An 18,335-nucleotide genomic window follows, 5' to 3' on the forward strand; every position below is an offset into this window, starting at 1 on the left:
TGCAAAATTGCAGCCTCATATCTAATTAACGAGTTAAAATGCTTCGTCTTCACTGTAAACATTAACGTTTAACTCGTCTTCATCTTCAAATACTACAAACGAAATAGGCTTACAGCATACTTGGCAGTCTTCTATGTATTGCTCATCAATATCTGCTGCATCAAGTAATACTTCTATACTTTCGCCGCAATAAGGGCAGCTTATTGACTTTTCAGTTAACTGGTTCATTTATCACCTGCTAATTTATATCTCGAATGTTGTCACTTTAATGAACAAACCAGCATAATTCAACACCCCATTAAATAACACTTATATGGCTAAACTAATTAAACCATGCTGCTCACTTAAAAAGTGATCTAACGACAAGCCCTATCACTATAAAACTCATCTAAGCACATTATTTTACACCATAGATAAGTGTTAGCCTGCTAATACAATGCCTCTACAATGAAATAGTATTAGCACTTAGCGGGTCTAACTTTACAAGCATTTATAAACTCACTCTACAGGTGGATAATTTTATGAAAAAATCACTCGCACTCGCATTAACATCTGCCGCAATATTGTTTAGCACATTTACTCATGCAGCTAAAACCGAAAAAGCCGTTCTAGCTGGAGGTTGCTTTTGGTGTATGGAAAGCGACTTTGAAAAACTAGAAGGCGTAACCGATGTAATATCGGGTTTTACTGGCGGTAAACTTAAAAACCCAACGTACAATGGTAATCATAAAGGCCATTACGAGGCCGTAGAAATTACTTACGACCCAGCCATAGTAAGCTACAAAGGCATACTTGATCATTACTGGGTTAATATTGATCCTTTTGATGCCAGAGGCCAATTTTGCGATAAAGGCCCTAGTTACTTAAGTGCTATATTTGTTGAAAACGACGAACAACGTAAATTAGCTGAAAAAACAAAAGCTGCAGTAGTTGCCGAGTTCCCTAATCAAACTGTGGTTACACCAATACTAAACGCAAGTACCTTTTACCCTATTAAAGGAAAAGAAAGCTTTCATCAAGATTATTACAAAAACAACCCAATCCGTTACAACACCTATCGCTGGCGTTGTGGTCGAGATAGCCGCCTAGAAGATATTTGGGGCGACAGAGCAACTCATTAATTACGTCTAATTAGGTATTTCACTGTAAAAGATTAAAAAGCCGCTTAAATTAGTCGCTTTTTAATCTTATTAGTTATTTCGAGATTCTTTAATAAATCGATATCTAAATTCAGATAAATAACCAACAATGCTAACAAGCAAAGCAGAATTAAAATCACCATTCACAAGCTGTGTCCAAACACTTCCCTCTCCATTAAAGCTAATGTAAATAACCATAATAAAAGCAAGAAACGCTGAAACTTTATACATCCAAGAATATTCACCAAAAAATTTCTGTGTCACACTTTTTTCTTTTAATTTATCTTTCACAATTAATCTCCATTTTATATTGCTATTAAATCCTAGCTATAACATTGGCAAAACAAGGAATTTATAATAAAGGTTTACTTATCCACCGTCTATTTCATAAAGCCTTTGTTATTAAGTTAAGTGTTACTTGTTGATGCAAAACAGCGCTAGACAGACCCTAAAAACCTAACGGTTTATAACCAATGTAAAAAGACTGCTTAAATAAAGCAGCCTTTTCATTTGTATCATTTTAATGTGTACGTTTAAAACTTAAAAGTCGCACTTAACCTTACGCTACGCGGTGTCCCCGGTTGAACCCACGCATCAGCAAATGAGTTAGTGTAATAGGTTTCATCAAACAGATTGTCTACCTCTGCACGCATGCCAATTGAATCAGTTACATCAACATCAACAAATACACGCGCTGTTGTGTAACTTGGCAGCTCAAAATCGGTACCAAAAAAGCCGTTTCGTGAGCCTACATAAACCAAGCCTCCACCAAATTTAACGGCTTTACCATATAACTCAGACGATTTAACTAGCTGTAAACTAAATTGATGCTCAGGAATATTTAATAAAGAGCTTCCCGCTTCTACTGTATAGCCAAAGTTCGCATCAAAAAATGAGTTTTCAATGGTTGCATCAACATACGCATACGATAACCATAGGCTTACATCATCAGTAAGATCACCGTTTATATCAATTTCTATGCCTTTGCTTTGTGCTTCGCCAATTGCAGCAAAAGTAAATGCAGTCGGATCGTCAACTACCAGCATATTGTCTTGTTCTACTTTAAATACAGCAACGGTGCCAAACAGAGCGCCATCGTTTAAAGTAAATTTAACGCCTACCTCTGATGACGTAGACTGATTTGGCTCAAAACCATCGCCATTTGTATCAGTGCCTGATAAAGGCCTAAAGTTTTCGCCATAAGCGGCATAAACAGATACAAACTCACTCGCCTCATACACAACACCAAACTGCGGGCTAACACGCGATTCGTTTTGCTTTGATTGAGTATCAGCTAAACGGTTATTAAGTGTTTGTTCGTAGTCATCAAAACGTGCACCAATACGTATATCAAGCTTATCGGTTAGGCTTATTTGGTCTTGTATAAATATACCTAACGACTCTTGCACTTCTAACTTATCGGTATTGGCCGTTGGCGTAGGTAACTCATACGCACCATACACGGGGTTAAATACATTAATAAACTGATCGCCACGCACGCGAAGAACAAATTGATCATTTTCGAATTTATCAGAGTCCACACCAATTATTAAACGATGCTCTAACCCTGCAACCTCTAAATTACCGGTTACTTCTGCACGGTATACTTGATATTTAGCATCGTAATCACGATAACGCCTAAAACGATTTACCTCACCATCAACAACACCTGCAAAACCGGTTTCGGTAGCAAACCCTTCAAGCGACGTATCACGGTAATTAGCGCCTAATAACACGCTCCAGTTATCATTAAAGTCATGAACAAACTCTAATTGATGACCAAGTACATCTGCCTCTATTGGGCCATCACCTGGTTCTCCTAAAAAGCGACTTTCTGGTATTAAACCAAGTTCACCATCAATAGCTAATACACCTCTATCAAAAGGGACTTCTTGGTCGCTGTATTCAAGCTCATATATTAGTTGGCTATTATCATTAATATTCCACGTTATTGATGGGCTAAAGCCTTGTTTAGTTGTTTCTATCGTATCGCGAAAGCTTTTCGCGTCTTCATAAAAACCAACCAGTCTAATTGCTACATCGTCGTTAAGGGGCGTTGTGTAATCTACATCAGCACGGTAGGTATCAAAACTGCCTACGCTTAGCTTGAGCTCGCCACTTGTATCAAATGTTGGGCGTTTAGTAACAAGGTTTACTGTACCACCAGGCTCTCCTCGGCCAAATAGTGCAGCTCGTGGGCCTTTTAACACCTCAACCGACTCAATACCCGACAAATCACGCGAGCCACCAAAACCACGCCCGGCATTAAACCCATTTACAAGGTAATTACTTGGTAAGTTTTCATCGCCTACAAAACCACGTAGTGCAAAGCTATTCCAAAGCCCACCAAAGTTATTTTGACGAGCAACCGAAGCAGACAAATCAAGTGCTTGGTTTAAATCTATCGCACCTGCGTTTTCAAGGGCTTCTAAATCTATTTTCAGTTCTGATTGCGGTGTTTCTAACGCACTAAATTTACCTTGATACGCTTGGCGCGAGCCGATTACAGCCAATCTTTCAATAGGGCTATTATTTGCGTTGTCATCTTTTTGGTTTTGCTCAACTGCCATAGCATGGCTGCTAAATAAACTGACTAAGCATGCGCTTAAATAGGTTAGCTTTAGCCCTTTATTATTGGTATTCATTATAAACCTTGTTAATTAGTTAACTGATAAATTTTCTTTTAGCTTAACGCCTGTAACTTCAGGCTCGTCCATTTCATTAAGCATTGTTTTTTTAAAGCTAGGCATATTCTCAAGCGCCGCTTTTGGTGGGTTACCCTTTATAAAGAGCCAAGGGTAGTAAAACTCCCTTAAACTTTTATGAAATCCTCGCATACGGTATTCGTATCTAAATGCAGCTAAAGCATCAGTGCTCGCCAGTCGTGTAAAACTGCGTTGTAACAGCAATGGTGGTGAAAACCACGATACAATTCCCGCTAATTGATACTTTGTATGCGCTGCATCACGATACGCATGTGAAAGTTCACCTGCTTTTTCGTCTCCAACTTGCTGAAATGCGTAATACCATTTCCACTCAAACTCGCTTTGCATATCAACGTGATCTTTCCACTGTGGATTTGATGCAACAAAAGCATCCATTGTGGTTTTCTTTGGTAAGTCCCATGCATCGTTAACGGCCTCTCTTTGAGTAAGCACAATGTCGCCGCCCTTTGGTGAGTGCACCGTTTTGTTTATAACTAAATCGCCTAAAATAGGAATAATAAAAGCAACTAACACCCAAAAACCAATTAACGTTGAAGCAACACGCGGCGCACTGCTGGCGTTTTTACCCCACCAGACACTGAGCGCAGTCCAAAACGCAATGTAAATTACACAAATAAAAGTAACAAACGCCACATCAGCAAGGGCCGAATGACTAAGCAATGTACCTATATAAAATGGCAGCATTAAACACACTATTACCGCAATCAACCGCACGATTATACGTGCCCCCCATAATGCAAAGTAAGACCTAGCAGTAGTTACTAATAAATCATGCCTACCGCTTGTTCGCTCATTAGCAAATAAATCATGAAATAGTAAAATAACTATCAGCGGTGCTAATGCACTTACTACAAATACAAAATCAATTTTACCCGCCTGCGCTAGCTCTGCGTTTTGCGCATCGCTTTCGTAAATTTGTCCCTCTAGCGCAAGTAGGTTTAAGCGGTGTTTCCACGGGTAAATATCGCGCTCGCCTAAAGCAGCAAACGCTAAATTTGAAGGCGATGAATACGTTAAGTGAAAACTGTAATAGGCAAGCGAGCCTGGGTCTTCGTATTTATGTTGAACGTTAGTTAAGTCTGTTAAATCGGCGGCTTTTAAGCGCTCAATGGTTTGCTTTTGCTGTGTTACTTCACTAAGCCCGCTGAAAACTGCAAACCCCGACATTACAAACGTACACACCAGTAATACCACTAAGTATTTTTGGCGAAGTAAAAAACGCCATTCACGCGCAAGCTGTTTTAATAGGTAACTCATATCAAACGCCTCCCTACAAATTTAATACCGCCTAACAGCACCGCAATCCAAAGTAGTAGCTGTAAAAAAGCAGGGATACTTCGCTGCGCTCTCGCTTTTGAGCTGTCTACATTAAAAGTAAAGTCCTGCAGTATTTGCCAATTTTGAGCACTTACACGTGCCTTTTGGGTTGCAGCAGTATCAGCATTGCGGTTCATGTCGTCTTGGTAGCTAAGCTTTTCTACATGAACTTTGTTAAGCCCTTGCACAAAATCAAAACGTAACTGCTCGGTTTCGCGTAAAAAGCGATGATGGGTTTCAATACTCGTGCCTACCACAATCATCGATAACGATCGAATAGCCACCATAGGTGAAACCCAACCAAAATAACGTGATACCTTTGTTTGTTTAAGCTCAGCTTGCATACGCTGCTCAGCAAACTTATTGAGTACGCTTGTGAGTTTAGCCTCAGACTCGCTTGCCACTAGCCCTCTAAAATTAACGGGTAACTCATCAATACTGCTAACGTTGTATTTATTAAGGAGCGATTGTTTAAATTGCTTAAATGCGGGGTCGTTTGTGTTGTGGCCGTCACCTAGTTTTCTAAGTTCGGCTTTTACAGCAAAGTCGGTTTCTATTTTGCCTGCTGATGGCACTGCCGTGGAGGCTGTTGTACTTGCTACACGTGGCATTACAATACACAGTAAAATCCAAACAAAGGCAAGTGCTGTAAAGCTTCCGCTGTTTTTACTAAACACACTCGATGCCAGTAAAATAAGCAGCACCCACACAATTAAATATAAAGCGTAGCCAAGCACAAAGCTTACAACCGCGAGTAAGCCTTCGCCTGAGCCAAGTGTAAATAAAGCCGATACCGTCAGCGGAGTTAAAATTAAACCCACAACAGAAAGTAGCGCCAATCCTTTACCTGCAATTAGCGTTACACCCGATGTACCTTGCGATAACAAATAAGAAAGCGTTTGAGATTCGCGCTCTCGGCTAATACCGCTGTAGCCAATTAATATTAATAATAATGGTGCGAGTGTTTGCACAATAAATGCAGGCGTTAAACTGCCTAATTTAGTTAATGCAGTCCCTTGGCGGCTATCTGCAAACATTGCGCTATTTTGTCTGTGCCCTTCTAAAAATATAGAGTTGCCTGTGTAAGCGTCAATACCAGGGTCTAGCGTACTAAGTGGCGAAGGCGTTCTAAATGCATAATGCCCGTAATGCACCATTCTGTGTGGATGGCGGTCGGGTTGATCAACAAAGCTCTTATCGCTTGTTGTTTGCAATTCATGGCGAGCATGGCTTAGCTCCATCATGGTAATAGCCGTTACAATTACCGAAGCAAGCGTGAGCACTAAACCTATAGCAAGCACGGTCATTGCTAATTTTGAGCGTAACCAATAACGCCACTCATCTTTGGTAACAATCACCACCTTTGAAAAGTTATTTATACTCATTAAGCACCTCTTTTAGCGTGATGCCCAAACGCAGCGTGTACTTGCTCGGTATCAATACGCCCACTTTGGGGCGCATTAAACTCTCCCACCAGCTCACCGTTTTTAAGTAAACCAATTCGATTAGCGACTTGGCAGGCACCGTATACATCGTGGGTAACCATTAAAATAGTCGCACCAGTTAATGCAAGCTCTCGTACAAGTTGATTAAATTCATCAATAGCAACAGGATCAAGACCAGAGGTTGGCTCATCAAGTAAAAAAATGGGTGCTTCACGCAGTATCGCAAGTGCAATTGCTGTTTTTTGCCTCATGCCTTTTGAATAAGTTTGCATGTGGCGATCCCACGCATCGTATTGCAGTGCAACACGATTAAAAGCCGCGTTAATTTGCTCATCTGATTTTTTAATATCAGCGAGTGATAAAAAATATTCAATATTTTCACGAGCAGTTAAATGCGGATATAACGTAGCCGACTCTGGCAAATACGCTGTTTTACCTCGCACAAAATCAAGCGCTTTACTCACCTCTTTACCCGCTACTTTTACAGAGCCTTCGGTTGGTTTATTAAACCCAAGTAACGTTTTTAACGTGGTTGATTTACCCGCACCATTACCACCAAGTAGCGCATAAACCTCACCTGCAGCCACACTAAAGCTTAAGTTTTTTAAAATAGCATTGTTTTTAATACTAAAATTTAAAGAACTCACTTCAATCATCGCATCACTTAGGGCGGCGTCTGCATTGCTAAGTTGTTTATCAAAAGTTTTAGGGGCAATTGTTGGTGTTTTATTAATCGTGGTAGGTGTTGTCACACTCAAACTCTATTTAGGGAAATTACATAGGTGTGAATGTTATACTATATCAAATAGCAATTGCAACAATATAACATCCCAACAGTTAACAAATAAGATAATTACGGTTACTTAGTTAATAAATTATTACTTTAGGAGGTAAAAATTAAAGCAACTTTAATAACCCCTTTTATATGGAATTTAGGATGGTGTTATGTGTGTTTATTTACAATTTAACGTAAATTAAAAACCAAGCATAAAGAGTGTAATTTTTTTAGCTTTGCCATGCTAACGCCTTTGGTAAAATCTTATGTTGGGTAAGTTGGTAATTTTAAAAAATGTGCTATCTTTTTATTATCCATATCATAAAAATAAGCGCTAACATGTTGTTCCGAGGTACAATTGCCATAGCCATATTGGTAATTTCTGCTGCTAATAAAAGCGATGCAAATGAAGTAGACGTGCAATTTAGTGGTTTTGCATCTTTAACACTCAGTTACACTGACGATTCAGATATCGGCTTTGCATCTAATTATTTAAATGAAAACGATACAGGCTTTTCAGCAACGCGTGATTCAATTTTAGGTGGGCAAGCTAATATCTCACTCTCAAAAAACTGGGACTCCGTGGTACAAGTCGTTTTACAAGATCATACCTTTAAAAGTCTTGATAATTTTTTAGAGCTCGCCTTTGTACGTTACCGCCCCTCGCGCCATTGGGCTATCCGTGCTGGCCGGCTAAATAGCGATCTTTACTTACTCTCTGAATATCCTTATGTAGGATACGCCTACTTATGGATACGCCCTCCTCACGAATACTACTCTTTTGCAAACATTGCAGGAAATTACGACGGCGTGGATATTGAATACAGTAAAGCCATTGATGAAGGGTTTTTACGCTTAAAGCTCGCTCATGGGAGCTCTACTGCAAAGCTGCAAGCATACAACAAAGACTTTTTTATAGATTTTGATAATTTAACAACCTTAAGTGCTACCTATTCACTGGATTCTTGGACAGTGCGATTTTCACTATCAAAGTCTGATTTTGGTGACTATAAGCTGGACTCACTAGATGAGTTTTTAGCTTTACTAGACGCTGTCCCACAAAGTATATGGCCACAAGCAGGCACTATATCTAACAAATTTAATACCAAAGGCCACAGTATAGAATATGCCGCGTTTGGACTTACCTACGACCATGATAATTGGCTTATTCAATCTGAAGTAGGTATTTCAGAATCCGATTGGATAATTGCTCCTTCAGTTTTCAGCACTTATATTAGCGCTGGTTATAGGGTAAATAATGCAATATTTTACACGAGCTTTTCTGCAGCAAAAAATCGTCACGATGTTATACAAGTAAACGAACCTGTTTTTTCACCAGGCATACCCGATCAAATTTCAGAGCCAATACAACAGCTAGCACTTGCAACACAAGCTGCTATTAAGGTGCCTTATGTTCATCAGCATTCAATTAACATAGGTGTAAAATGGCAACTGTCGGAGCGATTAGCGCTAAAAGCTCAACTAGACCGCTTTGATATAAAGCCCGAAGGTGCGGGTTTATGGAGTCTTAGTAATCCTGCCGATGTAGACAAAGGCCACAAAGTACATATGCTAAGCTTGAACGCTAGTATGGTGTTTTAACAATGATGAGCTATCGTAACTCACTCCTTTATGTGTTGCTGCCGCTTTGCCTGCTTCTTGTTAGTGTTAATGCCAAACCTACAGAGTTTGTAGTGGTGGTAAATAAAAACAATACAATTAATGCTTTATCTAAGCGCGAAGTTATTGATATTTACATGGGCCGTTATTTAACGTTCCCTGATGGTGAAACCTCTAAACCACTCGATTTACCGGCGCAATCAACATTAAAAAATGATTTTTACCTACAACTGGTCAACAAAGATGAGCAAAAAATTAATGCTTATTGGGCTAGGTTATTGTTTTCAGGGCGCGCAAAGCCCCCATCACCGTCAACATCCGTTGAAGATGCGTTAAACAAAATAGCGGCATCACAATTTGCAATTGGTTATATTCCTCAATCGCAGGTTACAGACGCAGTAAAAGTGGTATACACATTTGATAAAAATTAGCCAAGCACTCTACGTACGCGTTGCTCTATCAATCGCCATTGTCGCTATTGTAGTTACGTTAGTATCGTCAACACTTTCTTATTACTCGAGTCTTAAAGAAAAGAAAAACACCAATTACCTACTCGTGCAGCAGTTAGCACAAACAATGGGAAAAACAGCCGCAATAGCTGCCTACTTAAACGATCGTGAATTAAGCCAAGAAATTATCAATGGCTTATTAAGTAACGATTTAGTGCAAGGCGCAAGCCTAGAAGGAGAAGCAAACGCAAAAGGCGAAATGGAGTTATTTATTGCAAGTGGCTCTACTAACAAAAAAAATGAAGCTGTTTTAATTAAATTAATTCACCCCTTTATAGAAGACTCCTTTATAGGTGTACTTGCCATATACCCCGACGATAAATTTATTGAACAGCAAGCACAGTCATCACTTATAAAAGAATTTCTTTTAATGCTGATTCAATCAATCGTCATCGCTTTTTTTGTGTCGCTGGTTGTACGCAAATGGCTTACTCAGCCTATTCAAAACCTAACAGACAGCTTTGCGACAATTGACCCTACCAATCCCGAAACCATGACAATGCTAGAATTTAAACAAGGTAAGCGAGACGAAATAAGCAGGCTAACGCATGGTATAAACGCTCTAATGCATGAGTTAAAGTTAACCATAAGTAATGAGCAATCCCTTCGTAAAAAAACTCAAGAACTAGAAGCTAAATTTAGACTTATTTTTGAACAAGCCAGCGCCGGTATTTGTTTATTAGATGACAATAATATTATCACCACCTTTAACCCCGCGTTTAAACATTACTTTACCGTACCCGGCGAAGAAGAATTATCAACCTTGCACTTTCCCGCTCTATTAAATAACGTTGATGAGTTACAAAGCCTGCTTGCAGATATTCGTTGTGATAAAAACCCGCCACAAGCGACCCTAGATATAGAGTGTAAAGTGGGCCATAAAACCATTTGGTTGCACTGCTTATTTGTTAGATTAACAGAGCAACGTGAAACAAAGCGAGGCGCTCATCAAGAACACTTAGTTGAAGTCATTTTACATGATGTAACTGAGCGCGCAGAACGCGAATTTCAAACCCGTTTTGAAGCCGATCACGACCCGCTCACTGGCTTATTAAACCGACGCGCCGGTGAAAAACGCCTTAAAAAAGCACTACGTGAATGTATTAAACATAATGAACATTTAGTGCTTATGATGATTGATTTAGATAAGTTTAAACCCATTAACGACACCTACGGCCACGAAGCTGGCGACAAAGTGCTAATTGAAATAGCGCATAGATTTAAAACACTTTTTCATGAAAAAAACGACATGTGTATCCGCCTAGGCGGTGACGAATTTATTGTTGCACAGCAAATTAAAACCTACGATAAAACGGCAACACAACAAAAAGCGAACGCCTTACTCAATGAGTTAAAACACGATATTAATATTGCGCAAAATAAAACATGCGCAGTAGGTGCAAGCATAGGTATTGCAGTGTCCCCAAATGATGGCAACGAATTAGTTGCGTTAATGGTAAACGCAGACAATATGCTCTACCACATAAAAGAAACAGGCCGAGGGAAAATTGCATTTTATGACGATATAAAAAATTAGATGGCGTGAATTAGTAACTACATAGTAAATGCTATAGTGTTTTTATGGCTTTCAAATAGTCTTTATTATAAAAATAAGCCGCTAACCCAAAATAAGAAATAGCACCTAAATAAGCAATTGGAAAGTGTGAATATACACTGAGGTAAATAAGCAATAATATAAAAAACAGACTAATGCTAAAGCAAACCACTGCCAAAAGCCTGCCTAACCAACGTATAGATTGGGCTGCTATATTTAAAACAAACAAAGCAAGAGCACCAAGCGCAATAATTCCTACAGCGTTTAAATCTTTGCCATGTTCTAAACCGTCAACGCTATAGTACATCATGTAATGAGCAAGCGGAGTCAGTGCTAATAAAGCCCAGAAACCATAACTGCTCCATGTTGATGAAACAAAGTACTCACTACCAATATTAGGCGCAGGAAACGATGCTTTATATCTATTTTGGTTCATGTGGATTCCAGTTAAGCCGTTTTATAAGTTGATAGCTAGGCTTTTAGTAAAAATACAAAAGGCCAATAGGCAATAAAAACTATCTGTATTATTGATTTTTATCAAAAAAATTACAACTTGCTCGCACCACTAACCACAATACAGAATAACAATTGTACTATTAGCGATTAATCAAAGTAATACAAAATCTATTTAAAAAGAACATTGAACAATAAACTTTTCAATTGTTAGAATGCCCTACTTTTTCCCATCAAGAGATACAATGGCAAACTTCAATACTCATCTTAATACTGCCGTAATCATCACAGGCTTAGCATCTGCCACCTTATTATCTGCAGGACATATTGAATTAAAGGGCGCGCTCTGGTTATGGTTTTTAGGCTCAATCGGCGGCTTATTACCCGACATAGATTCAGATAACTCAACATCACTCGATACTATTTTTAACTTATTTGCACTCAGCGCTGTATTACTGGTACTGCATTACATAACCACCGAGCTCATTATTACAATTAGCTTTATCGAGTTAATCGTAGTGCCCTTATTGGTTTACGGATTTATGAAATATATTATTAGGCCCATTTTTGAGTGGATCACAGTACATAGAGGCAGTTGCCACTCTTTACTATTTATACTGTTATGCGCACTATTAACGACTCAAGTAGTATGGAAACTAAATGACCAATCAACCACACAAGCAGCCGTTTTTGCCTGGTTAACGGGCGGGTTTATTTTACTAGGCGGGTTAATTCATTTATTGCTGGATGAAATTTACAGTGTAGATTTAAGCAATGTCACCATTAAACGCTCTTTCGGAACAGCTTTAAAAATAGCCGACTTCGATAACAAATTAATTACGCTAGCATCAGTTATTGCCATTGCAGGTTTAATCTATGTTGCGCCCCCTACAAAGCAAACTATTACAGCGTTAAGTGACTGGTCCCATTTTACGTTTTTATCTTAACGCCGTAAGTATTAAGCCGTTTAACCACATATTCAAAATGTGTGCCCTCTTGATAATTAAGATAGTTAAACATTGATTTACTAAGAGGGTTTGAGGCGCTGCGCTTTTAGAGGGCATAAATGGCTTGAATCAAAACAGTTTTACAATTTAATTTTGATTTAAAAAGCCAAAGCTTTAGCCTATTTATTATTAATTAATACTTTTATAGGTTTAAGTGAAATAATTAAATAGCTTTACCTGTCTTATAGGCTAAGTGTAAAAGCTAATTAGCTAAAAAGCTCCCTGTTTGATGTATTCAAACCTGTAGAATTTTTTTAAAGCATTAAATATAAAATTATAAGAGGTAAATAATGGAATTTACGAATAAACGCACCATGCTAATTACAGCATCTTTATTATTGGTATTGGCGATATCACAGGGTATTTATTCTGTTCTTTACAGTGCAGAAATTAGTTTTTCAAGGCAGGTGGCTTGGGGGCTAGAAGCGCTGGTATTTACTTTACTTGTTGCCTTTGCAGGCACATCTATGGTGCAAGCAAAAAACGCTCAACTAGGCTGGTCGGCAATCGCGTTTAGTGCGGTACTTAACATAGTACAAGTGAGTATTGGCCTTACTTTATTTTCAACATTTGGAAAAGTTGCAGGCACAGTAGAGGGTGCACAACCTTTAATTGGTGGCGTGGTTTCTTTGTCATTCATGATTTACTATGCAGCTAAGTTATTATTAGGATTAGCAGCACTTGTTTTTGGCCTGTCTTTTCTAGCTAAAGGCGGCAAAGTAATTGGCGGCCTTACAGCCTTAGCAGGCGGAGTTGCAATGCTTGCCAATGGTATTTTAATTACCTTTGGCCGTGATGGATTTCTTCCATCAGCTGTTGCTGGCGCTTCAGGCATGATTGCAACGTTACTTTTATCTATATGTTTAATAAGCCTTTACCGTAAACAAGACTAAGGCTTAATACCTTACAAGTAAGGTATTCATTTAAATAAACTATAAACATCGGCGCATGTAAAACTATGAATTCGCCGATGTTTTACGTTTAAAGTGACGCCCACTTTCAACTTAAAACGTTCGACTATCGCATCCCAAGTTAATGCCCTCTTCGTAATCTAAAGGCTAATTCACAAAGAGGATATGAGGCGCTGCGCTTTTAGAGGAGATAATAGCTTAAATCAAAGCTATTCGACTAATTTAAGTTTTGATGTGTGAAGTCAAGATTTGACTTCATTTATTCTCGTAAATTCTTGTTACTTACGCTTTTTAACAAATCGAATTTCGTAATGATATAAACAGGTTCTTTTTTACATTCGACTTTATAAAGATATTGATTTTTAAGAAAATTAGTTTTTTCTTTTATTAAACTAATTTGCTCCCATGGTATTAAAAAACTCCTGGGAAATAGTAGAATCAACATCCGTTTTTGGCTTATAAATATACCTTGCTGAAATGATTTAATATTTAGCCAAGTCCGATATTCACTGTTTTTCTCACGAGAAATATCTGCCACATTCGTCAAGTACATACTGCTTGATTTTAAAAGTGAGGAATCAGAAATAATTAAATCCGTTTTATATTCTCTAGCTAGTTTAGGGTAATACCCAATAATGCTTTGGATATAATTGACTAAAATATAGAACAATAAAAATAAAATTAAGCATATAACAAAGTCCATTTTTTAATACTCCGAAAACTTGCTCCGCACTGCTGAGTAAGCTGAAATTTAAGATGGGTGTCTTATTAATTTCCTAATTCAAGCAGCTTATCTTCAACCCACCCTCGTCGGTGCTTGTAAGATTGACCTGTAAAACGGTCTTCGCCACATAAAAATGCACGACGAACACAGCGTGAAATACAGTGATAGTATTTTGTATCAACCAAACTTATTTGACGCTTTCTTGCAATTGCCATAAGACACCCTGCTCTTTTTTTGAACTAATTAAAACCTAGTCCTTAATTTTTAAAAGAGCAAAATTTAGAATGGGTGTCACTGTTAATCTTTTAAATAATAAGAACACTTGGTTTTTGAATAAAAAGATCAAGAAAACACAGCTGCCTGCTTGACCGGAATTTTCTAATGAGTGACCCCTTTCGCTTTTTTCAATTATTCCTTACTTTCTCCAGCGTTCAACAACCTTATCAAAAGCTACATCCTTCCATGCCGAACTCCACTCAGTATATACACTTACACTTGCTGACTTTGGCTCTGGACTTGGTTTAGGGAGTTGAACTAAACTGGGCATTAGTACAGCATCTCCAACAATGAATGCTTCCCCTTGATTTAACGAAGGTAACAAATCAATAAGACCACTTGAACTGTCAGGCAACAGTGCTTTTATATAACTTTGATCTACTCTATTTGTGAGTCTTAACGCTAGAAAATTATTACATTGAGAGAAAATTGTATCAGATACTTCTGATGGTCTTTGACTAACCACCATTAGGCTAAGCCCGTATTTGCGTCCTTCTTTTGCAATTCTTTCGATAGATTTTTTTGAGGCTTTGTATTCTGCTCCCCCAATTCGCGGAATGTAATTATGGGCTTCCTCACAAACAATCATAAATGGAATATCGTTCGTTTCATCTAGATTATGCTTCAGTTTTGAATAATGAAATGCAAAATCAAAGATAAGCCGAGAAATCAAGCTAACAGTCAAACTCAAAACCTCAAAAGGGACTCCACTTAGGTCTACGACCGAGATATTTGATTTATCAATATATCCTAAGAATTGTCTCAATATTTCCTCAAAATCTTTAGTTTTGTATATCTCACTATTTTCAGTTAATGGATTAAGAAGAAAAGTGAGTCGTTTATCATTTAGCTTTGTCTCAAGCCTTGATATAAACCTATCAAATTCACCATTAAAACCTCCATCTTTGGATACTTTAGCATCTAACACTTTATGCTTGGCATTACCTGTGGATGCTTCAAAGTTTATAGTTTCCCACAACTTATCTTCATCAAACTCAATTTCAGCACTGAGTGTTGCAAATAACTTTTTTGAGTCCTTTTCATAAACGGTGAGCTCATTTTTGTTACAAATAAAACTGTAAACTTCTTTAATATCGAAATATACAGGAGAGTCATAAGTTATTTTATTTAGTGTAGGGTTATGCTTTTCTTTGTTAAGAATGACTGCGTGTTTAAACTGCGATAATTGATTGTGTGAGTTCTGTTCATTGCTTTCAATGAAAAGTGACTCTAACTCCTCAGAATTCATTAGCCAATACGGCAACTTTAAGTTATCGACGCTTAATTCATTCAAGCTAAATTTTTCTTCCTCATCAACTTTAAATGCCGACGAATACTCAGAGTGAATATCAAAAATAAGTACATGTGAATTTTTCTTATTTTCTTTATTTATATTTTTTGAATCTGAAATACCAACAGCATTCTGTATTAAGCTCGCAACAGCACATGATTTACCTGAACCAGTAGACCCAACTAATCCAATATGTTTACCAAAAAACTTATCACCATCAATACAGAATGGTACTTCTGTATTTCCAGAAAGATGACCAACATTAAAATTATAATCACCATCATTTGAAAAAATAATTGATAAGTCAGAATCATCGAAAATATGGACTATTTCTGTAGGAACAGGTAATACTTGTGTACCTCTGAAAAACTTCAACTGCCCGTTATCATTAATTAACGCACCGACGGGCGAGGAATCAATAATAAAATTCCAGAGTAATTCCCCTTCTTTTTCGACTTTTTGACCACTTATATTATTTATCGTAGCTACTGCAAAGTTATGATTTCCATCTTCAATTTTTAAAAATTTCCCAACTTGTAACTTAGTTTTATTTTTTTCTAAAATTTCTAAACCATCAATTTCAATTGTTACTTGCTCTGGAGAGCTTGATGTAACATACCCTATTTTACTCATGGCTATTCCTTAAACTTACTACATATTCAAGTTCGTTGAAGTTATTAGTACCAACCTGATAATAGTTAATATCAGTTGTTTCTATACATTCAGGAGTTGAGCTACAGACTAAATAAAGATCATCACCTTTCCTGTGATTTATAGCATGCTGCTCGGAACTAAGTGCTAACAATCTCAAGTCAAACTCTCGATTTTCAATTTTACTTTTTTGTATTATTTGAATTGGATCTTTATAGAAGTTATCTACTTCAAAAACATCTCCAACTAAGCCAGTATTTGCCTTAATTCCCTTTATAAATAAACGGTACTGAATATCTTTAATGGATGAAAAATCAATATTCATTGCAAAAATAGGTGTTTTTAAGTGACTTGGTTTTGAATGGTATTTGTTTAAGTAATTACCAATGAATACAACAATTCTTTCTTCAAATTCTTCAATTTCATGAATATCAAAATAAAAACATCGCTCTCTACTGTTTTGCGAAAAAGAGTTCGCGAGTTGTTTTTTTGTTTTATTTAGAATTTCTTTACGGTTTTTAAGAGATAAAGTCCACTTTGAAATAGCTGTGGTTGTAACACTTGAAAGGTACTTTCGAAGATCATTATTACTAATTTTCCTGTGGGCTTCAGATTTTAAACTAGATAACTTCGAAATTTTTGTGATTGCGTTTGGATATAGTAATGTGTCTATATCACTACCAGATAATTTATATTTTCCTAAAGACTTTTTAACTTCGACCTCTAACTCATCAATTGAAGTTCCAAACTCGATTTTTACATTTTTCAAAAATTCATCAGCATCAAAGTTATTTTCAATCCTTGCTACAATTTTAATCAGGGATTGATTATCTGTTGCCATAGCCTCATTAAGCATTTCTTTTTCAACATTCCTAACACCTATAACTTCATTGGGTACGTGAAGAAATATAGTGTACTTAATGTCCTTTTTTGAGTTCTTTGAGAAAGCTTCAGCCATTTGCAGCAGTGGTTTATATATCAGACTACCTGTAAATTTATCTTGGGATTCATGATATTTACATTGTATTGCGTTTAGGCTTCCATCAGCACTATAGATATCAACATCTTCAACAAGCCCTTCTACGGTTATTATTTCATCGTCATCTGCTTGAGTTACTTCTAGCAACGTTTTATTAAATTGATATAGAAAGCCTTTAATGGTGCTATCAGCTGTTCTTCCTGTCATTGATACAAACTCCCTTTACCACTTTGATTATTTAACAAAACCAGAAATTAGATTGGTACCTAGTGAGGCTATAAAATAACTTCAACAGACACAATTAATTTAAATATGAGTTCTTGAAATCATAGCCCCTTTTAAGCATTAAGTAATGAATTCGAAGCTGCTTTCCTTAAAAAAAATTCTACAGCATCAACGCCTTGTTAGGCTTTTACATTTGACTTCTATATTCTCTTTTAGCCTCTTTGTTAATTATGTTTAAACAGAACTCAGCATTTTCCCTTAATTCTGCTAGCTTTTTTGGGTCTTCCGAGCTTGTTTGCATACTGAATAGTTTATTATAAAATCGTAACAACGATTCATGTGAGGTGTTATCCATAAAAAGAACGCTTGAATATACTTGAGTTTGTAATTTCAGCATTGATTTATTAAACATTAGTTTGCGATTATTGAGCTCTTCTTCATCGTGCTTTACGCCGTCAAGTTTAATATCAATCACCATATCGGCATAATTAATAATCACACTAAGAGCTTCAGATAATCCAATATAACAAGCTAGCTTTTTATCCCACCATTTTTCTGATTTGAATTTTCTCAATGCAAGCTTTACAGCGATGATTGCAGTAGGTATTGACACCACAAACGGAACAATAAATTTCATCGCTAGATCTACAAAATTATCCATAATTACCTTTTAGAAATTGAAGGATGAGTTCTAACAACTCATTCAAACCACTTTTGAGGCTATAACACCCA

Annotated in this window: 17 protein-coding genes and 1 pseudogene; 6 read left to right on the plus strand and 12 right to left on the minus strand. The window is 37.2% G+C overall.

Features of this window, described 5'->3' with window-relative positions; all coding sequences use genetic code 11:
• Positions 1–33: 33 nt before the first annotated feature.
• Positions 34–228 (minus strand): CPXCG motif-containing cysteine-rich protein, encoded by a 195-nt coding sequence (locus GQR39_RS06565; RefSeq protein ID WP_024593951.1) that lies wholly within the window; start codon positions 226–228, stop codon positions 34–36.
• Between the two features lie 293 nt (positions 229–521).
• Between GQR39_RS06565 and msrA the strand changes: the two genes are divergently transcribed.
• Entirely contained in the window at positions 522–1,121 is a 600-nt protein-coding gene (gene msrA / locus GQR39_RS06570; RefSeq protein WP_165735155.1) for a peptide-methionine (S)-S-oxide reductase MsrA, read from the plus strand.
• 69 nt (positions 1,122–1,190) lie between these two features.
• Here msrA and GQR39_RS06575 read toward each other — a convergent pair whose 3' ends face one another.
• The 5 genes from GQR39_RS06575 to GQR39_RS06595 all read right to left on the minus strand — a co-directional run bounded on the left by GQR39_RS06575 (position 1,191) and on the right by GQR39_RS06595 (position 7,379).
• Positions 1,191–1,430, minus strand: a complete 240-nt coding sequence (locus tag GQR39_RS06575; protein ID WP_165735156.1) for a hypothetical protein — start codon at positions 1,428–1,430, stop codon at positions 1,191–1,193.
• A 242-nt stretch (positions 1,431–1,672) separates the two neighbouring features.
• Positions 1,673–3,784: a TonB-dependent siderophore receptor gene (locus GQR39_RS06580; RefSeq protein WP_165735157.1), complete on the minus strand. Its 2,112-nt coding sequence runs from the start codon at positions 3,782–3,784 to the stop codon at positions 1,673–1,675.
• A gap of 15 nt (positions 3,785–3,799) precedes the next feature.
• On the minus strand, positions 3,800–5,122 hold the full coding sequence (locus GQR39_RS06585) for a DUF3526 domain-containing protein (RefSeq protein WP_165735158.1): 1,323 nt from the start codon (positions 5,120–5,122) through the stop codon (positions 3,800–3,802).
• Positions 5,119–6,567: a DUF3526 domain-containing protein gene (locus tag GQR39_RS06590; protein ID WP_165735159.1), complete on the minus strand. Its 1,449-nt coding sequence runs from the start codon at positions 6,565–6,567 to the stop codon at positions 5,119–5,121. Before GQR39_RS06590 ends, GQR39_RS06585 begins: the two co-directional genes overlap by 4 nt.
• Positions 6,567–7,379 carry an ATP-binding cassette domain-containing protein gene (locus GQR39_RS06595; protein WP_346774491.1) on the minus strand — a complete coding sequence of 271 codons (813 nt, stop codon included), beginning with the start codon at positions 7,377–7,379 and terminating at the stop codon, positions 6,567–6,569. The genes GQR39_RS06590 and GQR39_RS06595 overlap by 1 nt, the downstream gene beginning before the upstream one ends.
• Before the next feature lie 362 nt (positions 7,380–7,741).
• On the opposite strand from GQR39_RS06595, the gene GQR39_RS06600 reads away from it, so the two are divergent.
• Genes GQR39_RS06600 through GQR39_RS06610 form a run of 3 tightly spaced genes read left to right on the plus strand, consistent with a single transcriptional unit; the run spans position 7,742 to position 11,068 of the window.
• Positions 7,742–9,004 (plus strand): hypothetical protein, encoded by a 1,263-nt coding sequence (locus GQR39_RS06600; RefSeq protein WP_165735160.1) that lies wholly within the window; start codon positions 7,742–7,744, stop codon positions 9,002–9,004.
• Positions 9,005–9,006: 2 nt separating this feature from the next.
• Complete coding sequence (locus tag GQR39_RS06605) at positions 9,007–9,453, plus strand: hypothetical protein (protein WP_165735161.1); 447 nt, start codon at positions 9,007–9,009, stop codon at positions 9,451–9,453.
• Positions 9,440–11,068, plus strand: a complete 1,629-nt coding sequence (locus GQR39_RS06610; RefSeq protein WP_165735162.1) for a sensor domain-containing diguanylate cyclase — start codon at positions 9,440–9,442, stop codon at positions 11,066–11,068. Before GQR39_RS06605 ends, GQR39_RS06610 begins: the two co-directional genes overlap by 14 nt.
• A 31-nt stretch (positions 11,069–11,099) precedes the next feature.
• Here the strand turns inward: GQR39_RS06610 and GQR39_RS06615 are convergent, their stop codons facing one another.
• Positions 11,100–11,522 carry a hypothetical protein gene (locus GQR39_RS06615; protein ID WP_024598372.1) on the minus strand — a complete coding sequence of 141 codons (423 nt, stop codon included), beginning with the start codon at positions 11,520–11,522 and terminating at the stop codon, positions 11,100–11,102.
• A gap of 262 nt (positions 11,523–11,784) precedes the next feature.
• Here GQR39_RS06615 and GQR39_RS06620 point away from each other — a divergent pair, with 262 nt between their 5' ends.
• Positions 11,785–12,486 (plus strand): metal-dependent hydrolase, encoded by a 702-nt coding sequence (locus GQR39_RS06620; RefSeq protein WP_165735163.1) that lies wholly within the window; start codon positions 11,785–11,787, stop codon positions 12,484–12,486.
• A 350-nt stretch (positions 12,487–12,836) separates the two neighbouring features.
• Positions 12,837–13,439 carry a thiamine biosynthesis protein ThiC gene (locus GQR39_RS06625; protein WP_165735164.1) on the plus strand — a complete coding sequence of 201 codons (603 nt, stop codon included), beginning with the start codon at positions 12,837–12,839 and terminating at the stop codon, positions 13,437–13,439.
• 277 nt (positions 13,440–13,716) lie between these two features.
• Here the strand turns inward: GQR39_RS06625 and GQR39_RS06630 are convergent, their stop codons facing one another.
• From GQR39_RS06630 to GQR39_RS06650, 5 genes and pseudogenes are all read right to left on the minus strand, one after another.
• Positions 13,717–14,160, minus strand: coding sequence for a hypothetical protein (locus tag GQR39_RS06630; RefSeq protein ID WP_024598369.1), 444 nt, complete (start codon positions 14,158–14,160; stop codon positions 13,717–13,719).
• Between the two features lie 74 nt (positions 14,161–14,234).
• Positions 14,235–14,396 (minus strand): annotated as a pseudogene (locus GQR39_RS06635) (transposase); the annotation flags it as partial.
• A 200-nt stretch (positions 14,397–14,596) separates the two neighbouring features.
• Complete coding sequence (locus tag GQR39_RS06640) at positions 14,597–16,381, minus strand: ATP-binding protein (RefSeq protein WP_165735165.1); 1,785 nt, start codon at positions 16,379–16,381, stop codon at positions 14,597–14,599.
• Positions 16,374–17,585, minus strand: coding sequence for a hypothetical protein (locus GQR39_RS06645; RefSeq protein WP_165735166.1), 1,212 nt, complete (start codon positions 17,583–17,585; stop codon positions 16,374–16,376). The genes GQR39_RS06640 and GQR39_RS06645 overlap by 8 nt, the downstream gene beginning before the upstream one ends.
• A gap of 205 nt (positions 17,586–17,790) precedes the next feature.
• Entirely contained in the window at positions 17,791–18,264 is a 474-nt protein-coding gene (locus tag GQR39_RS06650) for a hypothetical protein (protein WP_165735167.1), read from the minus strand.
• Between the last annotated feature and the right edge of the window lie 71 nt (positions 18,265–18,335).

The sequence above is a fragment of the Pseudoalteromonas sp. C8 genome (genome assembly GCF_011378685.1).
GTDB classification, from domain to species: domain Bacteria; phylum Pseudomonadota; class Gammaproteobacteria; order Enterobacterales; family Alteromonadaceae; genus Pseudoalteromonas; species Pseudoalteromonas arctica.